Raw genomic sequence first — 24,089 nt, 5'->3', positions numbered from 1 at the left:
TAGATTCGAGAAGTGATTCATATACATATTTACATTGATTGTTCCATGTTTTCGTTTAGAGAGGAGGCCGCCATAGAGTGGATGAGAAATTATTATCGTTAGCTTTTTCAGTAGAAGCAAATAAAGGGGTATATGCATTACTGCTTGGCTCTGGTATTTCTTATGCAGCGGGAATCCCTACAGGCCGTGGGGTGTTGCGTGAGCTTTGTCGGCGGATGATGCAGGTGAGCGGTGACAATGAGGAAGATTCAATGGAATGGTATGAAAAAAAGTATGGGAAAGCACCTTTATATAATGAAGTGATTGAAATATTGGCGAAAACATCGTCAGAGCGCAACGGTTTGTTAAAAGAATTTTTCGAACCGACAGCTGAAGAGATGAAGGAGCAGCAAAAGATCCCAACCGATGCTCATCATGCGATCGCTAAATTAGTTCAAAAAGGATATGTAAAAGTGATTGTGACGACCAATTTTGATCGGTTATTGGAGCATGCCTTAGACGAGCTCAGCATTCAATATCAAACGGTATATCATCAAACGGATATCGAAGGGATGAAGCCGCTCGCTCACGCCCAATGTACGATTTTGAAAATTAACGGAGATTATCGTGATACACGTTTTAAAAATGTGACAGATGAACTGGATCACTATTCGGAATCACTCGAAAGTATGATTCATCGGGTGTTTGATGAATATGGTGTCATTGTCTCAGGCTGGTCCGCTGAATGGGATACCGCTTTGCGCGATATTATTAAATCGGTGAAGGGACGGCGCTATTCGTGGTACTGGCAAGCCTTTACAGAAAACTTAACTCCTCATGCGGAGGAACTCATTAAATTTCGTGATGCATGCAAAATTGTTGATACGCGTGGCGCCGATCATTTCTTTGGCGACTTGTATGAAAATGTGTCCAATATATCAAAGGTGAAGCGAATCAGCCCTGAGCATATTCAAATTAAAATGAAGCGAATCAAGCGGTATATAACGGATGATCAAGAAATCGACTTGCGTGAGATGGTGACGGAGCATACGAAAGAGGTTGTGTCTTTTCTTGTACAGCAAAAATATGACGGTCATATTACTCCAGAGTCTGTGACGGAAAAAATTGAAACGGTGAAGGAGCAAAGTCGAGCGTTATCGATGTTGCTTGCGGTTCTGTCGTATTATATGAAGAGAGAGGGGCAAGAGGTACTCCTCATGCAAACATTAGAGCGGTTGACCGGGTCGAGACGGCATCGTGGACAACCTCATCTGCTTAGCTTGCAGCAAATGCCGCTTCAAGCTGCTCTTTACAGCGTCGGCATTGCGGCTGTGATGAAGAAAAATTATCACCTGCTCAACTTGCTTTTTACCCGCCCGAAAGTGCATGATCCTTACAGTCATCAGCTTTCCTTTTTGAAATACACCTCTCCCTCGTTAGGTCTTGGACGTTTATTTCACTACGTTTCCTCCGACAAAGCCTATCATTTGCCGATGGAAACCGTTTTTATTTATCCATATATGAAAAAAGTGTTCATTGACACACAACTGGCTTTTGATGAAGCGGAGTTTGAGCGATACTATGACATTTTTGAATTACTGAGAGCAATTAAATATCGTCATAGCGGGGAACAAGGCTATATGTGCGGGCGCTTTGGCTTTAATAGCAACCGCGAGCATCTCATTCGTTTTTTGAAGGAAGGAAGAGAGGATTATAGCTGGCCGGTGCTGGCCATTTGTGACGGAAGTAGAGAAGCCTTTCTAGTTGCTCTTGAGAAGCTCGCTAAAGATTTAGAGGACAATGGCCATGGGTTGGTCCATGCGTATATTGGAAATCAGTAAAGAACCTGTCGCGAAGCAGGTTCTTTTTTTTAAGAAAGTCTTAAGAATTATGCTGGGCGTTTATTAAGATTTGCTCGCTATAATCACAGTAACGAACGCATGATATACTTTCGAAAGGAGTGTGAGGAAAAATGACCCAATACAATGTGCTAGTTGTCGATGATGAAAAAGAAATTCGCGATGCGATCGAAATATATTTAAAAAATGAAGGCATAACCGTTATCAAAGCGGAGGATGGCATCGATGCGATTGAAAAGTTGAATGAGCACCCGATTCATCTCATTGTTTTGGATGTGATGATGCCGCGGCTCGATGGGATTGCGACGACCTTCAAAATTCGGGAACAAAAAAATATTCCGATCATTATTCTTAGTGCCAAAAGTGAAGATACCGATAAAATTTTAGGCTTGCAAGTCGGGGCGGATGATTATGTGACGAAGCCGTTTAACCCGATGGAGCTAGTGGCGCGAGTGAAGTCGCAGCTGCGTCGATACGTCAGATTAGGCACATATGAAGGCGTGACGCAGGTCATTGATTTAAATGGATTAACGCTTGATCAGTCGGCAAGGGAAGTGGCGGTCAATGGAGAGGCAGTTAAATTGACGCCGACCGAGTATAGAATCGTGGAATTGTTAATGGTTCATGCTGGTCATGTGTTTTCGATTAATGAAATTTATGAACGTGTCTGGCAAGAGCCTGGCTATAATGCTGAAAATACAGTGGCTGTTCATATTCGTAAAATTAGAGAAAAAATAGAAATCGATCCGAAAAATCCAAGATATTTAAAGGTGGTGTGGGGAATTGGATACAAAATGGAAAAGTAGCTTAAAGTTTATTGGTTGGCTATTGTTATTTACATATGGATTAAGTGCGGTTATGGCATTCATAAATCATGGAAGTATGTATTTGAAAAAAGATTATTTTGATACTCGTCAATTTGAAGATCAACTTGACGAGTTTATCAACAATTTAAATATGTATGAGTTAAATAGTGTAACAGCGGAAGAAGCGAAGAAGAAGATTACCGTTACGAAAGAGGAAATTGAAGAGCATCGCACTCGCTATGGAGGTTTATCAGAGCAAGTAACGACGATTAAAGAGCAGTATGCAGAGAAGATTCAAGAGGCTCTTTTAGCGGAAAATCAAGAAGTGGCCAAAATGTACGAAGAGGAAAGAGATAAGAAAATTAAAGACGTCACGAATAACTTTAAAAGTGATGACTACGTGCGTAAAAAAATTCAAGCAGAAAAAGAAAAAGCGATTGATGAGTTTTATGTGACCCATCAAAATGAACGTCGTCAATTTGATGATTATGGGGAAGTATTTAAATATTATTTGAAAAATACGGCTACAGGTGAAGCGTATACGAATGTTAATTTGGCAGGCGGCTCGCTTAGTGATGTATTTAATGAAAAGGATATGTTTCATATTAAAAAGTATGATTCGCCGAACTACTTAATGACGGACAGTTCTTACGGTCATACAGACTTTGGGATAGAGGTTGAGGCAGCAGCAGGGGGCACGTATGAAGGCAGGATTGCCGTTACGAAACATGCGCGTGATACAGCACCCGTTATCATAGATTATCATTATTTCAAAAATGAACAGAGGCAATTTTATATTTTTGTCATTGGCGGGTTGCTTGCATTAGTCATTAGCATACTAATAAGCCGCAAGACGACCGTGCTCCCAGTTGCTATTGTTGATAAAATGGGGTTTTATTACAATAGAATTCCGGTAGATGTGAGTATCATCATGTTGATGATTACCGCTTTTATTACACTCATTGTGTTAAGTTCGTATCAGTCTTTTTATTATATAGATACCCCATCATTATGGATGGAACTTCTTTTATTTAATTTACTTCCATCAGTGATAGGTACTGTAGTTGTATGGTTTCAAGTAAAGCTATTATGGCTACGCGCCAAAGAAGGCTCAGGGATAGAAGTAGAGTGGCAAAATAGTTTGTTCATGAGATTCATCGAGTTAGTGAAAAATGTCTTTGAAGTTCGTTCGGTTGGTGTGCAATTATTCCTTTTGTTGTCGGTGTTCTTTTTCACTGGTTTTGGGGTGCCGATCGTCATTGCTTATAACAGTTATGAAGTTCTCGTTATTTATCTATTCTTATTTGCAACAGTTACCACACCTACCCTTTTTCTATTATTTAAGCGTATCGCTTATTTTAACCAAATCGCTCAGCATACAGAGAGGGTGGCGGCTGGATATCCAGAATCGGATCTTCCGGTCAAAGGGAAGTCAGTGTTTGCGAAAATGGCGGAAAATATGAATCAATTGAAGCAAGGGGTCAAGGTGTCGCAAAGAGAACAAGCGAAAAGTGAGCGGCTAAAAACGGAACTAATCACGAATGTCAGTCATGATTTACGCACACCACTCACTTCGATTATTTCTTATACGGAGCTGTTGAAAACACCGGGTCTGGCAGAAGAAGAACGAGCAGCTTATACCGAGATTATCGACCGTAAATCGAAGCGGCTGAAAGTATTGATTGATGATTTATTTGAAGCATCGAAAATGGCGAGCGGAAATGCTGAATTGGTTAAAGAAAAAGCCGATCTCGTTCAACTGCTTCAGCAAGCATTAGCGGAATACAACGAAACGATCGGTGAATCTGACTTGCATTTTCGAGTGACCAATCCAGAGGAGCCTGTTTACGCTTATGTGGACGGTCAGAAAGTTTGGCGAGTGTTTGATAATTTAATCGGCAACATCTTGAAATATTCGTTGGAAAATACGAGAGTGTATATTTCGATGAAAACGGAGGGGGATCAAGCGATAATCACGTTTAAAAATGTGACGAAATACGAGCTCGGTGACAATCTCGATGAACTATTTGAACGCTTTAAACGTGGTGATCGCTCTCGTCATACAGATGGTTCAGGCCTAGGGCTCGCTATCGCTAAATCCATCATTGATTTACACGACGGGCAGCTTGATATTGAAGTAGACGGTGACCTGTTCAAAGTGACTGTTTCATTGGATATAGCCTATTAATAAAAGCCCCGCATTCTTCACGATAGAAGATGCGGGGTTTTTCCGTAAAGTTGTTTCATTTTCTTTTGAGCTAGTTTGAGTACAGCCTTATCGATGTTTTCAATTTGTTCAAGTAGCAAGGGCCATGTATCGGTAGACAGTTCTTTACCGTATAAAGACACCCATTGCACGTAGTCGGAGGCAGCCTCATCGAGCCGCCCTTGCTCTGCACGGATGAAGGCTCTTCGATAGTAGGGTTCGGGTATAAAAGCATTAATCGTGATAGCCATATTATATAGCTCCTCTGCCTCTTCATCTTTCCCGAGTGATTCATAGATCAATCCTAAAGTGACATATCCTTGAAAGCTACTTGGAGCGCGTTCAATAAACTGCTCAATATCAGTTAGCGCCTGCTCTAACTGTCCTATACGTAAATGAATAAAGCCTCTCAAATGATATAAAGCTGTATATTCTGGCGCTATTTCTATCGCTACATCGCAGTCTTCTAGTGCTTCTTGGAGTTTCTCTTGGGAAAGTCGACAGCGTGCTCGTTTTTCTAAAATGACAGGTGAATCAGGCTCTAGCTCGATTCCTTTCGTGAAGGCTTGTTCCGCCTCTTCTAAAAATCCCATTCCAAGCAGTGCCATTCCTTCGTCGAGCGCGTACTCGCTCACTTCATTTAGTGATGGATTCTCTTGTAAAGCGGATCGTAAATCATCGTAGGCTTGTTCAAACTTTCCTTGCTGATAGCGTACGAAGCTTCTTTCGCGTAACGTTTGATCCTTGCCAACCTCTTCTTTTTCTAAAGCAGTGGTGTAATCAGCTTCTGCCTTTTCAAAGCGACCGAGTTTTTCATAAAGTTGGGCTCTTAGCTTGTATACGCTCGTATCTTCGCTATCTAACTTGACTAACTCATGACAATGAACGAGTGCTTGATGTAAATTTCCCGAGAAATAATACACGCGGCTTAACCAATATTGAGGGTCGGGATCGTTTGAATCTAGCTCTTGTGCTCGATGAAAATCGGCCAAGCTTTCTTCGTATTTTTCTAGTTCAAATAGAAGGATTCCGCGTTCAATATATAAGCTAAAGGCATCGGGATAGCGATGGATCGCCTCATTTAATGTTTGTTCCGCCGCTTCTGCTTGACCGGTTTCAAGCAACAAATGAGCGTAATCGGGCAAAAAGTCAAAGCCCTCTTTAATGATCGATTGAAAAGTATGTACGGCATCAGCGGAATAGCGGGCTCGATCCCAATATAGCTGCAAGCCTTCATCCTCCATGGATTGAAAAAGGGTAAGGAGCTGTTGGGCTTTCTCCATGTTCTCTAAAGCAGCATCTAGTTCATCGTTTTCCTCGTAGGTTTTCGCTAAACGGTAATAAAACATCGGAACAGCATGATCTTCTGATTGAACAGCCTGTTGAAAAGCAGCTAGTGCTTTGTCGACAAACCCATGATCAAATAACACGCAGCCATATTCATACCAAGAAGAATTCACTTGTGGGTGACCGAGCTCCTCTTCACGCTTAATCGCTTGTTTATAGTCAGCTAATGCTTCATCAATACATCCTAAATCTTGATGAACGAGCGCTCTTGTATAATAATACCAATAATAATCTGCTAGGCTAATTGCTTTATTTAAAAGGATCAGCGCTTCTTCCTCGCGATGATCTTCTCTAAAAATATGACCAGCCACCCCGTTTAAGTAAGCATCATCTGGAAAGCGCTTTAGCCCCGTTTCAATAATAGCGATGCCTTCAGGTGTTCGCCCTATATAGTGGAGGCCTTCTGCATACACAGCAAAGTCTTTCGCTTCAAACCATTTATGTTCGACCTGTTCATAATACGGCACGGCGGTTTGACTGTCTTTTGCGGTTCGTGCTTTTTCTAACAATTCCACAGTTTGTTCCACTCCTTTCTCGACTTTTTTCTTAAGCATATCAAATTTCTACAATCGGAGTGACAGGAATCTTCATTTTTACGATTCTTTTTGGAATGAAATTATTGCATAATAAGAAAGGATTCGAAAAATTTATAAAAGGGGAATAATTGATGAAACTAACTTACAAAGGGAAAACAAAAGATGTTTATGCACTAGAGGATGGCAATTATCTTTTAAAATTTAAAGACGATGTCACGGGAGAAAATGGAGTGTTTGACCCAGGAGCTAACACAGTTGGTTTAACGATGGAAGGCGCAGGCCGCGCGGGGCTTCGCTTAACGAAACACTTTTTTGAAGTTTTACAAGAAAAAGAGATTCCGACTCATTATGTCGATGCCAATATTGAAGAAGCGACTATGACCGTGAAACCAGCGACTGTATTCGGTAAAGGGCTAGAAGTGATTTGCCGTTTCCGAGCAGTTGGAAGCTTTCTTCGTCGCTATGGCATGTATGCAGAAGAAGGTCAAGCGTTAGACGCTTTCGTGGAAGTGACATTAAAGGATGACGATCGTCAAGATCCGCCAATTACAGAGGACGCTCTTGATATGTTGGGGATTTTGACAAAAGAAGAATATGCAGTGTTGAAAGAGCTAACACAGAAAATTGCTCACACAGTGAAAGAGGAATTAGCGAAAAAAGACATCGAACTATATGACATCAAATTTGAATTTGGCCGTTTAGCTGATGGGCAAATTGTATTAATTGACGAGATTTCTGGTGGTAATATGCGTGCTTATAAGCATGGTGAGTATATTGAGCCGTTGACATTAGAACAGATGATGTTGGAGAACTAATAAAAGAGAAGGTGCCAGAGATTGGCGCCTTTTTTGTATAAATCAGTCACCTTAACAAGAAGTACTATTGAGGATAATTTCAAAATAATAAAAAAATTGCAATAAACCTAGTTTTCGTTTCACCACTTTGGTGGGTATAATGATAAAAAAACTATGGAGAGATACGATGGAACGTCAATTAGAAGAAAAATACGACATTATGGATGTGAGCTTGCTGGCGGGCAAGATGATGTTAGAGAGCGGAGCAGAGACGTACCGAGTAGAGGATACGATGATAAGAATTGCTCAGTCTTTTGGCATTAAGGAGTCACATTGTTACGTGACACCAACGGGCATTATGTTTTCGATAGAGGCGCAAAAGCCGACGAAGACGAAGTTAATTCGTATTTCTGAGAGAACGGTCGATTTGCAAAAGGTTTGTATGGTGAACAGCATTTCGAGAAGAATTAGTGCTGATGAACTTACGGTGGAGCAAGCGTATCAGGAGTTAAAGGATTTACAAAAGGTGGATAGGGCTTTTTCGCTTTCCATGCGGATTATGGCTGCTTTTATTGCTAGCGGTTGTTTTTTGATGATGTTCCAAGGTGGTTGGTACGACGTTGTGCCAACGATGATTGCTGGAGGAGTGGGGTTTGTCTCAGCCATCTACTTGCATCGGATGATACCGATCAAATTTTTCTCTGAATTTACGGCGGCGGTGATTATCGGTTTACTTTCTTACTTTTTTGTCTGGGTGGGCATCGGGAAGGAATTGGATAAAATTATTATTGGTTCGGTGATGCCGCTTGTGCCTGGTTTGCTAATCACTAATGCGGTGCGTGATTTAATGGCAGGGCATTTAATTTCCGGCTTGGCAAGGGGAGCCGAAGCATTTTTGACTGCTTTTGCGATTGGCACAGGGATCGCTGTTGTCGTCACTTTTTTTCAGAATGGAGGGTTTTAGATGGACATTGTTGTACAGCTAGTCACGAGCTTTATTGCTGCCGCCGCTTTTGGTGTTATTTTTAACGCGCCGAAAGAATCTCTGCTTACAAGCGGATTCGTTGGGATGATTGGCTGGATCGTCTATTATCTGTTTTGGAAAGAAGGAGTCAATGCCGTGCTCTCGACTGGTATATCCGCTTTTGTGATTGCTATTATTAGTCATGTTTATTCCAAAAGATACAAAATGCCGATTATTATTTTTACGGTGGCGGGCATTATTCCGCTTGTGCCTGGCGGGATTTCTTACAATGCGATGCGCAGCTTTGTTCAAAATGATTACAACACCGCCTTGGCATTGGCGGCTAAAGCCTTCATGATCTCCGGAGCGATTGCGATGGGGCTCATTGTTTCAGAAGTACTGCGTACGATTCCCAATGTTAGGCAGCGGCGATAGTAACCGGGGGCCCATCACTTCTCGGTTTTTGTCGGAAAATTCGATAATAAAGAGTTTGCTCGTGTAAGTCAAAAAAGCTGACTTCCAAGGTCATTGAAAAAACGTCTTTTTGGAGTCAGCTTTTTTGGGAAGAATTTTTTTGTCTCATTTTTTATAATTATCCCAATTATAAAAATTTATTGAATACTTAGTGTTTTATGGATATAATATGACAACAACGAAAAAAAGAGGTGCTTCATCATGAATGTTTTAGAAAGAGTTAGTCGATTGCAGCCGTTCCAAGTGCCATCTTTAGTTTCTGGCATAATATCTCAGGACCGATCTTGGCTACTTATTGGGCAGGAAAAAAGAAATAAATTTTCGCAAGAGGCTGCATCGAAATGGGCAGCCTCTTGTTTATGTACAGTTAAGGGGCGAAGTTTTGCCCGATATACCTAAAAAATATAACGCCAGCTATTAATAAAAGAACTAAAACGGCTGATGATAAGATTACCATGGTTTTATTCGTGCGGTATTTAAAAATGAATGCACCTAAAATGGCGACTGCCAAAAGTAATGTGAGTACAAACAAAGCGAACACCTCCTCTTATTTTGTGGTAATAACATGGCGATACTCTTCATTTAACCATAGTTACCTATTCGTTGTAAAATATTGACCTTATTTATATATAAATGGTAAATTGGTAATTTAGGAGGTGAAAGGCATGCAGGAGGAAAGTTTATACACGGCAAGTTTGTCGGAAGGAAAGGATCAGCAAACCAAAAGCTATAATCTTGGCAGTTTATTTGTTGTTGCTTTTTTTGGTGGTGTTTTTGCTGTCACTGTACTTGGATTGAGAAATGCCAAATGGCTATTGTTAGAAAAGAAATATATCCTACAACTAGCGGCATTTAGTGTGTTTGCCTTGCTTTTAAAGTTGTGGGGTGTATATGCCGTTTCCCATGGAGTGTTAGAGATGGAGGACTCTTTTATGAAAGTGATAGGAAGAGGCATGGGGATCCTTGTATATCTGGTCTATTATTTTGTACTAAAAAGAGCGTTTAATGATCACTTGGCACTTGGAGGGGAAACAAAGCCATTAATGAAAGACGGAATTATATGGGTTTTGATTTCGGCGTTTGTAGAAGGTGGACTTGTCGTTGCTGTTGCTAGCTTAAATATTTGATGGAAAAGGAAGAGGGAGAAATGAGTGAGAATGAAGCGGTTAGCTTAGAGGTCATTGAGCATTATTTTGACATAGAACGTTACGAGCAAGTTATTGCCTTAGCAAATGAGGAAATGGATCAGCACTTAGAAAATGGGCGCATTTGGTATGTGTTAGGGTACAGCTATTATGCTTTAAATCACTATGAAGAGGCGGAAGAGCACTTAATTGAGGCGATTAGATTAGGCTATCAACCGGAATTTGTCTTGTTCATATTGGCGTATGTATACATGGAAACGGAGCGTTGGGGTGAGTCGGAAAAAGCTTTTTTGGAATCATTACGCCTTGAGCCTAATCATGCTGTTACTCACGCTGGTTATGCGACCTTAATGAAAAGAGTTGGTCATCGAAAAAAGGCCACTTTATTAATCAAAAAAGCATTAGAGCTCGATCCAGAAAATCCGCAAGTGCTTCGTAGTCGCTATATGTTAGAAGGCAGAAGTGGCAATCGAGAACAGCAAATTCTGGCACTAGAGCAATACATACATTCGGCGGATAGTGACCTAGCGAAAGTGATTCATCTTGGGCTCGATGCTATTTTTCGAAATCGAGTGAAAGAAGCGCGAGAATATTTTCGACAGGCCTTTTTAATGAAGCCTGATGATCAACAGCTCTTGGAATTATTAGAAGAATTAGAATTAGCTAGTCATCCGTTATATGCACCTAACCGTTGGATTGAACGGGTAGGTGGACCTGCTATATTTTGGATATTGGGTGTGGGACTTGTTCTTCTTCTAGGGATGTTAGAGTTTACAACAGCTAGTGTACTTTTTGCGTTTGCGTATATGGCGATTGTCATCTATTCGTGGATGTCAGAACCGCTTATTAAAATAATTAAAAAAATAAGAGGGTAATTATGTGGATAAAGTAAAATGGTTACAAGAGCAAGTTAAACAAAATCCAGAAGATGCGCAAACTCATTATTGGCTGGGGAAAGAATTGGCAGAAAAAGGCTCCTGGCTTGAAGCTATTCAATCTTTTTCTATGGGGGCCATTCATTGCTCGGATGAAAACCTGCGGGCAGAGATTATTAACGAGATCACCAATGCAAGTGTACAGCTTCAACAAGGAAAGCCAAGTGACGCTGCTCCAGCGCTAAGTGAAGATATTTCACCGAAAGTGGACGGTCATCCGATTCCTGAAGAAGTTGAGCAATCAAGGAAATGGATGGATCGTTCATCTAAATTGAAAGTCATTAATGGCGGTGGGGAACAGAAGCAAGAAAAATCCACACTTAGCCAGGTGACATTTGCCGATGTGGCAGGGTTAGATGAATTGAAAAAAACAATCCACTTGCGAATTATTAGTCCTTTTTTCAATCAAGGGTTATTTGCTAAATTTCGCAAAAAAGCAGGTGGTGGCGTTCTACTTTACGGGCCTCCTGGTTGTGGGAAAACCTTTATCGCACGAGCGACCGCTGGTGAGTGTAGTGCTCATTTTTATCCGGTACATATCACAGATATTCTCGATCCGTATATCGGAGTAAGCGAACAGAATTTAAAAGCGATATTTGATAAAGCTCGCTTTCAAAAACCAAGCATTATGTTTTTTGATGAGGTCGATACTATCGGCTTCAATCGCGCCAAATCTTCTGCTAATACAAGAGGTATGATTGATACGCTCCTTGCAGAAATGGAAGGGATTGATACGAGCACCGATCAAATGCTAGTGATTGGCGCGACAAATATGCCTTGGGACGTAGATAACGCCTTGAAACGACCGGGGCGGTTCGATCGCTTAATTTTTGTTGCCCCTCCGGATGAAAAAGCAAGGGAGCAAATCTTCCAATTAAAGCTTGAAGGAAGGTTTGCTAAGAGCATCGATGTCGCCAAGTTAGCTGCCCAAACCGAATTCTTCTCGGGCGCAGATATTGAGAATGTATGCGAATTGGCTGTTGAAAATGTACTAGCGGAAATTCTGACAACAGGAAATGAACGGCCAATTTGTATGGAAGACTTATTAAACGTCCTCAAAACACAACAACCTTCTACACTAGAATGGCTTCGTACAGCCAAAAACTACGTCAAATACGCCAACCAAAGCGGCCTTTACAACGATGTAGAACAATACTTGCGCAAACACCGGCGGCAAATTTAGGTGCCTGTCACTCCCCGGTTTTTGTCGAAAATCGGCATATCATCAAATTTAAGCATAAATTGAAAAAAGAACAGAGCTGTTGCGTCTGTTCTTTTTTGTCATTTGCTTGTCGTGTCTGAACAGTCGGCTCCGCATTTCGTTTTCCTTTATCTTGATCGGATCATTCCAGTCCATACGTCGCTAAACAGCGCCTTCCGCTTTTCGAGTGTCCAGCTCCAGGCGCCAGCGACTAGTGTACTTCCATGCTCCTCCTTGCGATAAGTCAACATCGATTCACTATCGTTCATCGTGTTTCCTTTATCTCGATCGGATCATTCCAGTCCATACGTCGCTAAACGGCACCTTCCGCTTTTCTCTTAAATCGGATGGAAGTGATCGTCCGCCGGTTCGATATGGATGATGGCGTCGCGGATTTTGTATTTCTTTAAGAGTATAGCTTCGATGTTTTCGGTGATTGTGTGGCTTTCGATAACGTTGAGTTCGGGGTTGACGCAGACGACGACATCGACGAGAGTTAAGTTGCCGTGTAAGCGAGCTTTGACGCTTCGCACGTCTTGAACGCCAACGACTTGTTGAATGGTTTTTTTAATATTTTCCAATTCTACTTCGTCGTAGCCGTCAGTCAGGGCATGAGACGCTTCCCTGAAAATTTCCCAAGCAGTTTTAATGATGATGAGTCCAACGATGAAGGCTGTGAGTACATCGAGCCAGTCGATACCTAGCTGTGCCCCTATAATTCCGATGAAAGCGCCGATACTAACGAGTGCATCTGAACGGTTATCTTGTGCCGCAGCCATGAGTGATTTGCTATTAATACTTTTAGCTAGTTTAGCGTTGTAAAAATAAATGCCGAACATAAATACAGAACTAAATAAAGCGACCCAAGCAGTAAGCATACTTGGTGTAGCCTGTTCTTCTGTAAAAAAGGACTGGCCTGCTTCAATGAGTACTTGAAATCCAACGGCCATCATAATAAAAGCCGCGATTAAAGAAGCGATTGTTTCTGCACGAAAATGACCGTATCGATGATCTTCATCTGGTGGCTTACGGGCGATTTTTAACCCTATCAAAATCGCAATCGAGGCAACTACATCTGTTGAGTTATTTAATCCATCAGCTTGGAGAGCCTGAGAGCCTCCGATATAACCAACTGTTAGCTTTAATACCGAGAGGAAAATGTAAGCGATAATGCTGATCCACGCGCCCTTTTCCCCCTTTTTTATATCTTCATATGTTTCCATTTCTTCATTCCTCCAGTTTTTCGTTCAACTGTTAGACATTAGCATAACAGGTGAAAATCGTGTGGGTCTAGAGCAACAAGGTTGGCATTAGGGAAACTTTGTAGCCTTATGAAAGTCAGTTGCGGAAGTCAAAAGGAGAAAATAGTAAAAAAATAAATAACTTTTCAAATTATATTTTTTACTTTATGAAAAAATGGTTGCAAATTAGTTTGTCTATTCCTTCAATAAATGATGCAACAACCGCTCTTTATCATCAAAAAACTGCCTCATAATTTGATAATGCCCCGTTTCTTCTAGTGTTTTCTCTTGCAGACCATCCTAGGTTAATTCTAAGATTCTTGACTCAGGGTAAGCCATTAATAAAGGAGAGTGAGTAGCAATAATAAATTGTGAGTTCTCCGCTACTAACTCATGCATTCGCGATAACATCGACAGTTGTCTTAACGGTGATAAGGCAGCCTCTGGTTCGTCGAGAATATAAAGGCCATTTCCGCTGAATCGGTGGGTAAAGGCGGCAAAAAATGATTCCCCATGGGATTGCTCATGAAGCGAAACGCCACCGTAGGAATCGATGATCCATCCGCCAAACCCTTCTTTATCTAACTCTTCAATATTCGATGCTAAATTATAAAAGGTTTCCGCACGCAAGAAAAAGCCATCTTTCGGCTTCGAGATACCTTTAATCAATCTTGTGTATTTCTCTAATTCTGAATGAGAGTCATGAGTAGAAAAATTGAAATTAAATGTACCGCCTTCTGGATTAAATCCTGAGGCGATGGCAATCGCTTCTAATAAGGTGGATTTGCCCATTCCATTTTCTCCAATAATATAAGTTACTTTCGGATGGAAAGAGATTCGATCCGATTGAATAAAAGGAAAGTGAAAGGGATATTGTTGAAAAGAAGGAATGTTTTCTTTTCTGAACTCAAGAGCTCTAATAAAGGGACTACTTTGAAATGAATTCATCTTAACCTCCGAAATGGGTAGTTTTTCTATAAGTCTAGCAAAAATTGAAAGAATAAAGGGGTTCATTTCGTTCAAAACTATCGTAAAATGAAGAGTGAAAGGTAAGTTGTTCATTGACAGTAAAACTTTCCTTGATGCACAATAAAAAGAAATAAGCTTGCCAGAAGGGACCGGTACAAATGTTTATGGAGTGGTTTTCTCAGTTAAATCCAGCCATTCAGGCGTTGTTTGGCGGATTAATGACGTGGGGGTTGACGGCACTTGGGGCATCCCTTGTCTTTTTCTTTCGTCAAATGAATCAAAACTTGATGAACGCGATGTTTGGTTTTGCAGCAGGTGTAATGATTGCCGCTTCTTTCTGGTCATTGTTAGCTCCGGCGATTGATTTCAGTGAGCAAAATGGTCAAATTCCATGGCTTCCGCCGGCGATTGGATTTTTAGCAGGAGGCTTGTTCATTCGCTTGCTCGATGTGGTCGTGCCCCATCTTGATATTGGTTTAGCGGAACACGACGCAGAAGGCCCTAAAACGAAATTAAATAAGTCGACGTTATTGTTTTTGGCGATTACGCTTCATAATATTCCTGAAGGGTTAGCAATCGGTGTAGCTTTCGGTGCCGCTTCTTTAGGGCTGTCCGATGCTTCTGTAATTGGAGCGATTGGGCTTGCTATCGGGATTGGTATTCAAAATATGCCAGAAGGAGCCGCTCTTTCTGTACCGTTGCGAGGAGAAGGGATGTCTCGTGTGAAAGCTTTTAACTACGGACAATTATCGGCTATTGTTGAACCCGTGGCGGCTGTGATTGGAGCGGTTGCGGTGCTTGCTGTGCAACCGATTCTACCATATGCGCTTGCCTTTGCGGCTGGAGCGATGATCTTTGTCGTTGTGGAACAATTGATTCCGCAATCGCAATCCTCTGGAAGCACCGACTTTGCGACAACAGGTGTGATGTGTGGCTTTACCGTTATGATGATCTTAGATGTAGCGCTTGGATAATGAACTGGAGAACTCTAGATATGAATCTAGGGTTCTTTTTTGTAGATTAGAAAAAACAGCAGCTGCGATGCATACAATAAGCAGTAGATGTGGAAAGGGGATGGATGTGACGTTCGCTTACTTTAATGGAAGGTTCATTGATGGGGAGGAGCCGGTCATTCCGATTGAGGAACGTGGTCATCAGTTCGGTGATGGTGTCTATGAAGTGATTCGTTTCTACAACAAGAAGCCGTTTATGATGAAAGAGCATGTAGAGCGGCTATATGCTAGTGCAAAGGCGATTAAGCTTGTGATTGGCAGTGAGCCGACAGAGTTGGAAAAGACGATGATTGAACTAGTGGAGAATAGTGGGCTAAAGAATGCGGATTTGTATATGCAGGCAACGAGGGGAGTGGCACCGAGACAGCATTTATTCCCTCAATGCCCTGCTTCGATTTCTATGACGGTTAAGGCTTCTTCGCCTATTTCAGAGGAGCTACGTCAGCAAGGCGTTAAAGTCTTACTATTAGAAGATGAACGCTGGAAAAATTGCTATATTAAATCGCTGAATTTGTTGCCGAATGTGTTGGCGAAGCAAGAAGCTTTTGAGCAAAATTGTTTTGAAGCGGTGCTAGTGCGAGATAGATTTATTACGGAAGGATCGAGCTCTAATTTTTTTATTGTGAAAGCAGGAAGTATTCAAACGGCCCCCTTAACGAACTATATTTTACCTGGCATTACACGAATAGCGGTTAAGGCCATCGCTGAGGAGCTAGGGATTCCGTTTATCGAGCGGGCATTTACGGAGGCAGAGCTTGTTGAAGCAGATGAAGCTTTTCTAACGAGTACGCTGTGTGAAGTGCTGCCAGTAACGGCTGTTAATCATCGAGCGGTCGGAGATGGGAAGCCAGGGCTCATTACCGAGAAGTTGCTGGCTCATTTGCAAGACAGAACGAAATAACGGAAAGAGCGTGACTGCCACTTTTATAGTCAAGCAGTTACGCTCTTTGAGTATTAAGAAAGTCGATGAAAGCCCTCTTCATCTAAGTATTGCAAAGCGGCTTCGTACGTATGGAACGTACCGTCTAAATTCAAGCCAGCATATACATTCCACATTTCATCTTCTTCAATAAGCATCAACGTATGTCCATCTTCACTAACCCATTTCTCTTCGTAAGCATCTCCAACAATCGCTTGCTCTTCATTTGATTTCGGTGATAGCGAAAGAATCGCTTCATCTAGGATCGTTCGTAGTTCTTCCGCTGAAAAATCACGAATATTGATCATGCCTTTGGAGTCGGTTGGATAATGAGATAACTCACCAGCATAAACAAAGCCGTTTCCGTTTGGATGTAGATGATACACAATATTTTTCTTATCTGTTACACTGTCTTCAAAGTGAAAATTGACGCGGCCAAGAGAAACATTTTTACGCTCAAGCTGTGAGAAAGATTCAATAATTTCCAGTTTTTCTTCAAAAGTTAGCATATAGCCTCCATGTATTTGAATTATGATAAGATTCAATTATAGCATATCGTGAAGAAAGGAAGAATTCTATGACGAAGCGAATTTGTTTATACGCTATTGCTCTTTTGCTAACGGTTGCTACGATCTTGCCGGTGAAAGCAGAGGCGGCGGGGCTTCACTACGTAGCATTGGGTGATTCGTTAGCAGCTGGACAAACCCCGAACAAAGAAATTGGAGCGGGGTATGCGGACTTAATTGCCCTCTCTTTGCAGCAGTCCGGTAGCTTAGCAAGCTTTTCAAAAAATTGGGCATTTCCAGGCTATACAACAGAACAAGTACTCAAGCAGCTCGATAAAAAAGGAGCTCAGCAAGATGTTCGTAAAGCAAATATTATTACGATTTCCGCTGGAGCAAATGATTTATTGCCGCTCATTCGCAATGATTCCGTCCGCGGCATGCTTAGCTACGAGCCGATTCCCGCAGCATTTGCCCTCAATCGTGTGCGGAAAACGTATATTCAATTGCTTGATAAAATTGAAAAATTGAATCCTCATGCAGAGGTGTATGCGATGGGATATTATTTTCCATATCCGCATGTGAAAGAGCAGCATAAGCCATCTGTCGAAAAACAATTGGGGATTTTAAACCAAATTATTAAACAAGAGGCGGAACGAGCAGGTGCTCATTTTGTGCCGGTGAGCGCGCATTTTGGCAATAGTGCGAAGTCTTTGCTTCCTAATCCGAAAGATGTTCATCCAAGCACGGCCGGCTATTTGCAAATGGCCAATAGTTTTCTCGATGTGTACGCACCAGGTAGTCCTGATATACCAGAACAAGTGTTAAACACTTTGCCAGCCCCGATTCCTTTTTCAAAGCTGACTTCGAACGAAAAAGAAGAGGAAAAAGAGGAAGAAACGAAAGCAGAGGTTGCTATGGTCGATCAGCCGAGTAACGGATGTAAACGAGGAGAAGAATTGCTAGTAAGACGATAAAAGGCTGTTGTGAAGACAGCCTTTTCCAGTTAGACACCTAAAAAGAATAGCGTAGCAGGTACGGTGACGATGCTTAATAACGTCGTAACTAACGTGTTAAAAGAAACGAGATCGGGCTCCGTGCCGAACTGAATCGCTGCTAATGTTGTGTTGGCCGCTGCGGGCATTGCCGCTTGCAAAATGAGCACGTCTTTTAACAAGTCGTTCAGAGGAAGAAACGATGTGATTATGACCGCAAGCGCTGGCGAAGCGATCAAACGAATCGTCGTGACAGCAGACACAAAACGATAAGCGACTCGTTTTTTCGCAATCACTGCTAGCTGCATGCCGAGAACGAGCATGATTGTCGGTATCGAGGCGTTGGCAACTAAGCTAATCGCATCCATAAACGGTTTCGACAGATCAATTGCCAGTAGCTGAAAAGCGAGTCCTAAAGAGGTGCCGTAAATAACTGGCATGCGCAGTACACGCAAGAATGATTCTTTGAATGTCATCCTTTGTTTGCCGCCGAGAGAAGCGAAAAATAGCCCAATCGTATTCATTAATAGCGACTGGAACACCATCATGATAACCGCATAATCAAAACCGACAGCTCCAAAGGCGAAAAGAACAACCGGTGCTCCATAGTTGCCGCTGTTCATAAAGGCGAGTGCCGAAAAAATAGGTACTCGCCTTTATCGTTATTTTCTCTCATATAATTGGTACATAGACATTTCTTCATCCGTTGTTTTCGCTAGTTCAAACGCTTCTCGCATGCTTTTTTTGTTCTGAATGACCTCATAAAAGAATCGTAAGGCAAACATAAGCGCTGCATTTCCATCCGGGTAATCATCGGGACCAATGTATGTTTGGCAGCCACTATCCATAAAGGCTTGCGCCAATTGCGGTACCCCTAGTGTACAGCCATTCGCTAAAACAATTTTATCCTTTAATTTGGCAAAGCGCTTTACATCATTTGGACCGAAATCGCCTTTTGGTTCATTGGTCTCATAGACCGATTCATCTAATTCTGGCATAACGAATTGACCTTCATCGCCGTGGAAATTAAGAATAATATAATCCGTGTCTGGGTACAGCTCTTCTCCAGAGAGTACACCGATCAAATCGTTTGGTCTTCCAATCCAATAAGTAATGACACGCCCTCCAAAATATTCAATAGCGGAACGAATCGCATTAGAATCCATATCACAATCAGGCCCACATACTAAAGCAACAGTTAACTCTGGCTTACTCATTTTATATTCCTCCGTTTCTTTATAATTAGTGTTGATCAAACAAGAGCTAGGGGTCGTAGATAACAACTTATAAGTAGTTATTCATCATTTTTATATTTCCTATATGTTACAATATTCAGGGGTATTTTTACAAATTATAAGGAAGCAAAATAGTTATCAATTATGTTTATATATTGTTAAAATAATAACAAAGGAGGAGCGTCAATGAGTAAGATCATCTTATTTGATGGCGAATGCAACTTTTGTGAACATAGCGTGCAATTTATTATTAAAAGAGATCCGAAGGCGCACTATAAATTTGCTTCGTTACAAAGTGACATCGGACAAAGGCTAATGGAAGCGCATCAAGTCCCTTCTAATATTGATAGTTTGCTATTGATTGATGGTGACCATTGCTATCACCAATCAACAGCCGCTCTTCGCATATGCAAACATTTATCAGGGGGATGGAAGTTATTTTATTATCTATTAATCATTCCTCGACCGATCAGAGATAAAGTATATCAATGGGTGGCGAAAAATAGATACAAATGGTTCGGTAAAAAAGATCATTGTGTACTGCCTTCTCCAGAAATTAGGAAGAGGTTTTTGTAGATTTGCGTTTATTCCCATCAAAAAAAGAGTGAAGACCTCGTTAGGTTTTCACTCTTTTTGATTAATTGCTCATGGCTAGTTGTCTCTGTAGCCAGTTTTTCCCCTCGACTAGTCGTGTAACGAGCATCGCACAAACGGTATTTCCTGTTGAGTTCAACAATGTTGCTGGTGCATCGATGATCGTACTGATAACGGCGATGATTGGCAACACTTCAGGAGGGAAGCCAAATACGCTTAAAATCAGCATTTCGCCGATCATTCCACCACCTGGAATCGCCCCCATGACCGCACCGACAAGGAAGGAAACGCCGATGATGCTTAAAATGCTCGTTAAGCTTGTCATGTCTTTGCCAAACAGCGCGAATAGGAAGACGATTTTCAACACGCCACCAAATACGGAGCCATCTTTATGAGTGTTGGCACCGAGTGGGATAATCGTTTCAGCGATATCTTTCGGAACGCCCATTTTTTTCACAGCGGTTAAGTTGACTGGAATGCTTGCGGCACTTGAGCATGTAGCGATCGCTGTGACCGATGGAGCGGCGGCATGCTTCCAAAATACTTTCACTCCGTCTTTTCCAGCTGCGATAAACGCATACAGCGTAAAGAAGCCGAAGTAATAAAGCACAGTTAAGCCAAGGTATAAGAAGAATGTTCGAGCATAGCCACCTAGAATTTGTGGTCCTAGTTCTCCGATAATGGCCGCGAAGTAGCAACCTAATCCAATTGGAGCGTAGTACATAATGATCGATACCATCTTCATCATAACGGCTGTACCGGAAGCTAAAAAGTTCGCCATCGGTTTGCCGTGTTCTTTTGCCATTGTGGTAGCTAAACCGAACAGAATCGAAAAGACGATAAGTTGTAGCATATTACTTTTAGACAGTAGTAAAGAGAAATCAGCGACTGTAAATGTGTTTACAAGATGTCCGAGCAAAGTTAAGTCTTCCGCTTCAGTCTCTGCTGGCTCGAATTGATCCATTAACTCTTTAATAGCGGACACATCAGTGTTAGCGAGAGGATTAAACAATGTCACACCTACCATGCCTACAACAGCTGAAATGATCGCTGTAACGAAGAAGACGATAAAAATACTGCCCATAATTTTTCCTAGACGTTTCATTCCGTCCATCGAAGCAATCGCTGAGGCGATGCTGAAAAATACAAGCGGTACGATGAGCATAAACATTAAATTTAAAAATAAATCCCCAAACGGTTTCACAATTGCCGCTTTAGGGCCAAACACGACACCTGCAATACCGCCGATAATAATGCCAGCTAATAATAGAAAAGTAAATTGATAACTTTTCAGAAATTTCCTCAAAATATTCCCAGCCTTTCATCAAATAGAAAATAAATAGCTTTCTAATCATAGTATGTTTGTTCTAAAAAGAAAAGGTATTTTCCCCCTCAATGTAAAAAGGCAGGCTCTTTTTTTCAGAGCCTGCCTTTGTCGCTTTTTTTACACAACACCTTGGTCGATCATTGCATCAGCCACTTTGAGGAAGCCGGCAATGTTGGCACCGACGACGAGATTTCCTTCAAAGCCAAATTCATTCGCAGCTTGCACACTGTTTTTATAAATGTTTTTCATAATTATGTGTAGTTTCTCATCTACTTCTTCAAAGGTCCATGGCATCCGCATACTGTTTTGTGCCATTTCTAGTGCGGAAACGGCGACGCCACCGGCATTCGCTGCTTTTGCTGGTCCGAACAATACGTCTGCTTTGAGGAAAACGTCAATTGCTTCTAATGTACTTGGCATATTAGCGCCTTCGCCAATAGCTTTCACGCCGTTTTTAACGAGCGTAGCAGCGGCTGCTTCGTCAATTTCGTTTTGCGTCGCACATGGAAGGGCGATATCGCAAGGAATATTCCAAATACCGGAGCAGCCTGCTACATACTCTGCTGTTGGGTGATCGAGAACGTATTCACTAATTCGTTTTCTTTCTACTTCTTTTAGACGTTTAACGGTTGTGAGGTCAATACCGTTTTTATCGTAAATATAGCCGTTAGAATCACTGCAAGCAACGACTTTAGCACCGAGCTGTGTTGCTTTTTCGATTGCATAAATCGAAACATTACCAGAACCAGAAACAATAACAGTGCGATCTTTAAAGCTTAAACCGTTATCCTTTAGCATTTCAGCAACAAAGTAAACCGTACCGTAGCCTGTTGCTTCCGTTCTTGTTAAGCTACCGCCGTAGTGTAAACCTTTACCAGTTAAGACACCTGCATGATAAGCGTTGTGAATGCGTTTATATTGACCGAACATATAACCAATTTCACGTGCGCCTACACCGATGTCACCTGCTGGCACGTCTGTATCCGGGCCGATATGGCGAGCAAGCTCCGTCATGAAGCTTTGCGTAAAGCGCATTACTTCTGCATCGGACTTATCTTTCGGATCAAAATCGGAACCGCCTTTCCCACCACCGATTGGTTGATTCGTTAGGGAGTTTTTGAAAATTTGTTCGAAGCCTAGAAACTTGATGATGCTGGCATTAACAGAGGGATGAAAGCGAAGTCCGCCTTTGTATGGACCGAGGGCGCTATTGTATTGAACGCGGAAGCCGCGGTTGACTTGAACTTTTCCTTGATCATCTACCCAAGGCACACGAAATGTAATTAAACGCTCAGGCTCCACAATTCTTTCTAATATGCCTTGTTCCATATATTTAGGGTGTTTAGCGAACACCGGTACAAGCGAGTCGAAAATCTCCTTCACTGCTTGATGGAATTCATTTTCTCCTGGATTGCGTGTTTGAACCGTTTCAAACACTTCTTGCACATATTTTTTCGCTGTATGCGTAGCGTTTTGAGTCCATTCTTTCGTTACTGTCATACTCTCATCCCCTATCCGTTCGTTTGAATATTTAAATTTTTTTCTTTAATCAAATAATAATCCCTGAATATTAATATCGTCAATGCCAATAAGATATAAAATCAATGCTGAAATGATATAGGAAATAAATGTATTGAAACCGTATCTAGTCATCTTATACCCAATTTATGTATCGATGAACCTGTTTTTTCCTGTTAACAACTAATTAGTAATTTTTATCAACAATATAGGGGCAACCCCCTATGGTATGAATAGAACATTCTCACTATTATAAATGTATAAACAGCTATAACAACTCACAGGGCTTGCCCCTGAACTTGTCATTGATGATGACTAGGAGGAAGATAAAGATGAATAAGCATTATCGGGTAGTAATTGTGGGCGGCGGTTCAGCAGGAATTAGTACTGCGGCTCGATTGTTGAATGGAATGAAATCGCTTGCAAAAGAGGTGGCGATTATCGATCCAGCTAAGCATCATTATTATCAACCATTATGGACATTAGTCGGTGGTGGAGCAGCAAAGAAAGAAGATACAGAGCGCACGATGGAAGAATTAATTCCTGAAGGTGCTGTATTGATTCAACAAGCTGCAGCTTCATTTGATCCGACGAAGAATATCGTCGAGTTAGGAAACGGGGAAAAGGTTTCCTATGATTATTTAATTGTAGCTGCCGGAATTGAGATTCATTGGGATGGTGTGAAAGGTTTGAAGGATGCCCTTGGTAAAGATGGCGTCTGCAGTAACTATTCGTATCAATATACAGACTATACGTGGGAAGCTATTCGGACGTTTAAAGGTGGGAATGCGGTATTTACTCACCCGGCTACACCAGTCAAATGTGGTGGCGCCCCGCAGAAGATTATGTATTTAGCAGAAGATCACTTTAGTCGTACAGGAGTGAGAGATCAAACGAATGTAATTTTCGGTTCGGCGAATCCAGCGATTTTTGATGTTCAGAAATATCGTGACACTTTGGAGAAAGTTGTAGCGCGTAAAAAAATTGATGCCCGCTTCCGTCAGAATCTAATCGAAATTAGAGCAGATCAAAAAGAAGCGGTGTTTGAAAATTTAGATACGCATGAACAAACGGTGATCAATTACGATATGATTCACGTTACTCCGCCAATGCGAGCTCCTTCTTTCATTAGTAGCAGTTCGTTAGCGAGTGAAGGTGGTTGGGTTGATGTTCACCCTTATACATTACAGCATCAAACGTATGAAAATGTATTTGCTTTAGGTGATTGTGCCGACTTACCAACTTCAAAAACAGGAGCGGCGATTCGCAAGCAAGCCCCTGTCGTAGCGGAAAATGTGCTGTCTCTTATGAAAGAAGAGCCGATGAGCGCGACATATGATGGCTACAGCTCTTGTCCGCTCGTCACAGGCTATAACAGCTTAGTATTAGCCGAGTTTAAATATGGTAAAATCCCGAGCGAGTCCTTCCCGATGAACCAAGCGAAGGAACGACGTAGCATGTATATTATGAAAAAGGATTTACTTCCAATTATGTATTGGGACGGTATGTTGAAAGGAATTATGTAATAG

The 24,089-nt window shown here is 41.6% G+C and carries 22 protein-coding genes and 1 pseudogene; 14 read left to right on the top strand and 9 right to left on the bottom strand.

Annotated features, from left to right (window positions below; all coding sequences use genetic code 11):
• Positions 1-77 precede the first annotated feature (77 nt).
• From ACSVDJ_RS18075 to ACSVDJ_RS18065, 3 genes are all read left to right on the top strand, one after another.
• A complete protein-coding gene (locus tag ACSVDJ_RS18075; RefSeq protein WP_439167762.1) occupies positions 78-1,820 on the top strand; it encodes an SIR2 family protein in 1,743 nt (580 codons plus the stop codon).
• 131 nt (positions 1,821-1,951) lie between these two features.
• Positions 1,952-2,644: a response regulator transcription factor gene (locus ACSVDJ_RS18070; RefSeq protein WP_439167761.1), complete on the top strand. Its 693-nt coding sequence runs from the start codon at positions 1,952-1,954 to the stop codon at positions 2,642-2,644.
• Complete coding sequence (locus tag ACSVDJ_RS18065; RefSeq protein WP_439167759.1) at positions 2,622-4,832, top strand: sensor histidine kinase; 2,211 nt, start codon at positions 2,622-2,624, stop codon at positions 4,830-4,832. Before ACSVDJ_RS18070 ends, ACSVDJ_RS18065 begins: the two co-directional genes overlap by 23 nt.
• 17 nt (positions 4,833-4,849) lie before the next feature.
• Here the strand turns inward: ACSVDJ_RS18065 and ACSVDJ_RS18060 are convergent, their stop codons facing one another.
• Positions 4,850-6,751, bottom strand: a complete 1,902-nt coding sequence (locus ACSVDJ_RS18060; protein WP_439167757.1) for a tetratricopeptide repeat protein — start codon at positions 6,749-6,751, stop codon at positions 4,850-4,852.
• A gap of 113 nt (positions 6,752-6,864) precedes the next feature.
• Between ACSVDJ_RS18060 and ACSVDJ_RS18055 the strand changes: the two genes are divergently transcribed.
• The 6 genes from ACSVDJ_RS18055 to ACSVDJ_RS18030 all read left to right on the top strand — a co-directional run bounded on the left by ACSVDJ_RS18055 (position 6,865) and on the right by ACSVDJ_RS18030 (position 12,228).
• On the top strand, positions 6,865-7,548 hold the full coding sequence (locus ACSVDJ_RS18055; RefSeq protein WP_439167755.1) for a phosphoribosylaminoimidazolesuccinocarboxamide synthase: 684 nt from the start codon (positions 6,865-6,867) through the stop codon (positions 7,546-7,548).
• Positions 7,549-7,714: 166 nt separating this feature from the next.
• Entirely contained in the window at positions 7,715-8,491 is a 777-nt protein-coding gene (locus ACSVDJ_RS18050; RefSeq protein ID WP_439167949.1) for a threonine/serine exporter family protein, read from the top strand.
• Positions 8,492-8,926: a threonine/serine exporter family protein gene (locus tag ACSVDJ_RS18045; protein ID WP_439167753.1), complete on the top strand. Its 435-nt coding sequence runs from the start codon at positions 8,492-8,494 to the stop codon at positions 8,924-8,926. It abuts the gene before it with no gap.
• Between the two features lie 704 nt (positions 8,927-9,630).
• Positions 9,631-10,092: a hypothetical protein gene (locus tag ACSVDJ_RS18040; RefSeq protein ID WP_439167752.1), complete on the top strand. Its 462-nt coding sequence runs from the start codon at positions 9,631-9,633 to the stop codon at positions 10,090-10,092.
• A 20-nt stretch (positions 10,093-10,112) separates the two neighbouring features.
• Positions 10,113-10,985, top strand: a complete 873-nt coding sequence (locus ACSVDJ_RS18035; RefSeq protein ID WP_439167750.1) for a tetratricopeptide repeat protein — start codon at positions 10,113-10,115, stop codon at positions 10,983-10,985.
• A gap of 4 nt (positions 10,986-10,989) precedes the next feature.
• A complete protein-coding gene (locus ACSVDJ_RS18030) occupies positions 10,990-12,228 on the top strand; it encodes an AAA family ATPase (protein ID WP_439167749.1) in 1,239 nt (412 codons plus the stop codon).
• A gap of 146 nt (positions 12,229-12,374) precedes the next feature.
• Here the strand turns inward: ACSVDJ_RS18030 and ACSVDJ_RS18025 are convergent, their stop codons facing one another.
• The 3 genes and pseudogenes from ACSVDJ_RS18025 to ACSVDJ_RS18015 all read right to left on the bottom strand — a co-directional run bounded on the left by ACSVDJ_RS18025 (position 12,375) and on the right by ACSVDJ_RS18015 (position 14,435).
• The gene (locus ACSVDJ_RS18025) at positions 12,375-12,515 is read right to left on the bottom strand and encodes a hypothetical protein (protein WP_439167748.1); all 141 of its coding nucleotides are present in this window, start codon (positions 12,513-12,515) and stop codon (positions 12,375-12,377) included.
• A gap of 69 nt (positions 12,516-12,584) precedes the next feature.
• Complete coding sequence (locus ACSVDJ_RS18020; RefSeq protein WP_439167746.1) at positions 12,585-13,469, bottom strand: cation diffusion facilitator family transporter; 885 nt, start codon at positions 13,467-13,469, stop codon at positions 12,585-12,587.
• A gap of 213 nt (positions 13,470-13,682) precedes the next feature.
• A pseudogene (locus ACSVDJ_RS18015) lies at positions 13,683-14,435 on the bottom strand (AAA family ATPase).
• Between the two features lie 179 nt (positions 14,436-14,614).
• Here ACSVDJ_RS18015 and ACSVDJ_RS18010 point away from each other — a divergent pair.
• Together ACSVDJ_RS18010 and dat are read left to right on the top strand one after the other, a co-directional pair.
• Positions 14,615-15,430 carry a ZIP family metal transporter gene (locus tag ACSVDJ_RS18010; protein ID WP_439167744.1) on the top strand — a complete coding sequence of 272 codons (816 nt, stop codon included), beginning with the start codon at positions 14,615-14,617 and terminating at the stop codon, positions 15,428-15,430.
• Between the two features lie 67 nt (positions 15,431-15,497).
• Positions 15,498-16,370 (top strand): D-amino-acid transaminase, encoded by an 873-nt coding sequence (gene dat, locus ACSVDJ_RS18005; protein WP_518619581.1) that lies wholly within the window; start codon positions 15,498-15,500, stop codon positions 16,368-16,370.
• 53 nt (positions 16,371-16,423) lie between these two features.
• Here dat and ACSVDJ_RS18000 read toward each other — a convergent pair whose 3' ends face one another.
• Complete coding sequence (locus tag ACSVDJ_RS18000) at positions 16,424-16,897, bottom strand: hypothetical protein (protein WP_439167741.1); 474 nt, start codon at positions 16,895-16,897, stop codon at positions 16,424-16,426.
• A 68-nt stretch (positions 16,898-16,965) separates the two neighbouring features.
• Between ACSVDJ_RS18000 and ACSVDJ_RS17995 the strand changes: the two genes are divergently transcribed.
• Positions 16,966-17,868 carry an SGNH/GDSL hydrolase family protein gene (locus ACSVDJ_RS17995; protein ID WP_439167740.1) on the top strand — a complete coding sequence of 301 codons (903 nt, stop codon included), beginning with the start codon at positions 16,966-16,968 and terminating at the stop codon, positions 17,866-17,868.
• Between the two features lie 29 nt (positions 17,869-17,897).
• On the opposite strand, the gene ACSVDJ_RS17990 is transcribed toward ACSVDJ_RS17995, so the two are convergent.
• Positions 17,898-18,530 carry an AEC family transporter gene (locus ACSVDJ_RS17990; protein ID WP_439167947.1) on the bottom strand — a complete coding sequence of 211 codons (633 nt, stop codon included), beginning with the start codon at positions 18,528-18,530 and terminating at the stop codon, positions 17,898-17,900.
• 18 nt (positions 18,531-18,548) lie between these two features.
• Positions 18,549-19,103, bottom strand: a complete 555-nt coding sequence (locus tag ACSVDJ_RS17985; RefSeq protein WP_439167738.1) for a delta-aminolevulinic acid dehydratase — start codon at positions 19,101-19,103, stop codon at positions 18,549-18,551.
• Positions 19,104-19,307: 204 nt separating this feature from the next.
• Between ACSVDJ_RS17985 and ACSVDJ_RS17980 the strand changes: the two genes are divergently transcribed.
• The gene (locus ACSVDJ_RS17980; protein ID WP_439167737.1) at positions 19,308-19,697 is read left to right on the top strand and encodes a thiol-disulfide oxidoreductase DCC family protein; all 390 of its coding nucleotides are present in this window, start codon (positions 19,308-19,310) and stop codon (positions 19,695-19,697) included.
• A 61-nt stretch (positions 19,698-19,758) separates the two neighbouring features.
• On the opposite strand, the gene ACSVDJ_RS17975 is transcribed toward ACSVDJ_RS17980, so the two are convergent.
• Together ACSVDJ_RS17975 and gdhA are read right to left on the bottom strand one after the other, a co-directional pair.
• On the bottom strand, positions 19,759-21,021 hold the full coding sequence (locus tag ACSVDJ_RS17975) for a dicarboxylate/amino acid:cation symporter (RefSeq protein ID WP_439167735.1): 1,263 nt from the start codon (positions 21,019-21,021) through the stop codon (positions 19,759-19,761).
• 138 nt (positions 21,022-21,159) lie between these two features.
• Positions 21,160-22,542 carry an NADP-specific glutamate dehydrogenase gene (gene gdhA / locus ACSVDJ_RS17970; RefSeq protein ID WP_439167733.1) on the bottom strand — a complete coding sequence of 461 codons (1,383 nt, stop codon included), beginning with the start codon at positions 22,540-22,542 and terminating at the stop codon, positions 21,160-21,162.
• Positions 22,543-22,892: 350 nt separating this feature from the next.
• Between gdhA and ACSVDJ_RS17965 the strand changes: the two genes are divergently transcribed.
• A complete protein-coding gene (locus tag ACSVDJ_RS17965; RefSeq protein ID WP_439167731.1) occupies positions 22,893-24,086 on the top strand; it encodes an NAD(P)/FAD-dependent oxidoreductase in 1,194 nt (397 codons plus the stop codon).
• Positions 24,087-24,089 lie beyond the last annotated feature (3 nt).

Origin of the sequence: Bacillus sp. Hm123 (genome assembly GCF_051842975.2) — a bacterium.
GTDB lineage: Bacteria > Bacillota > Bacilli > Bacillales > Domibacillaceae > Bacillus_CE.
Note: the sequence above shows the minus strand (reverse complement) of the source record. Positions and strands in the feature narration are given on the sequence as shown.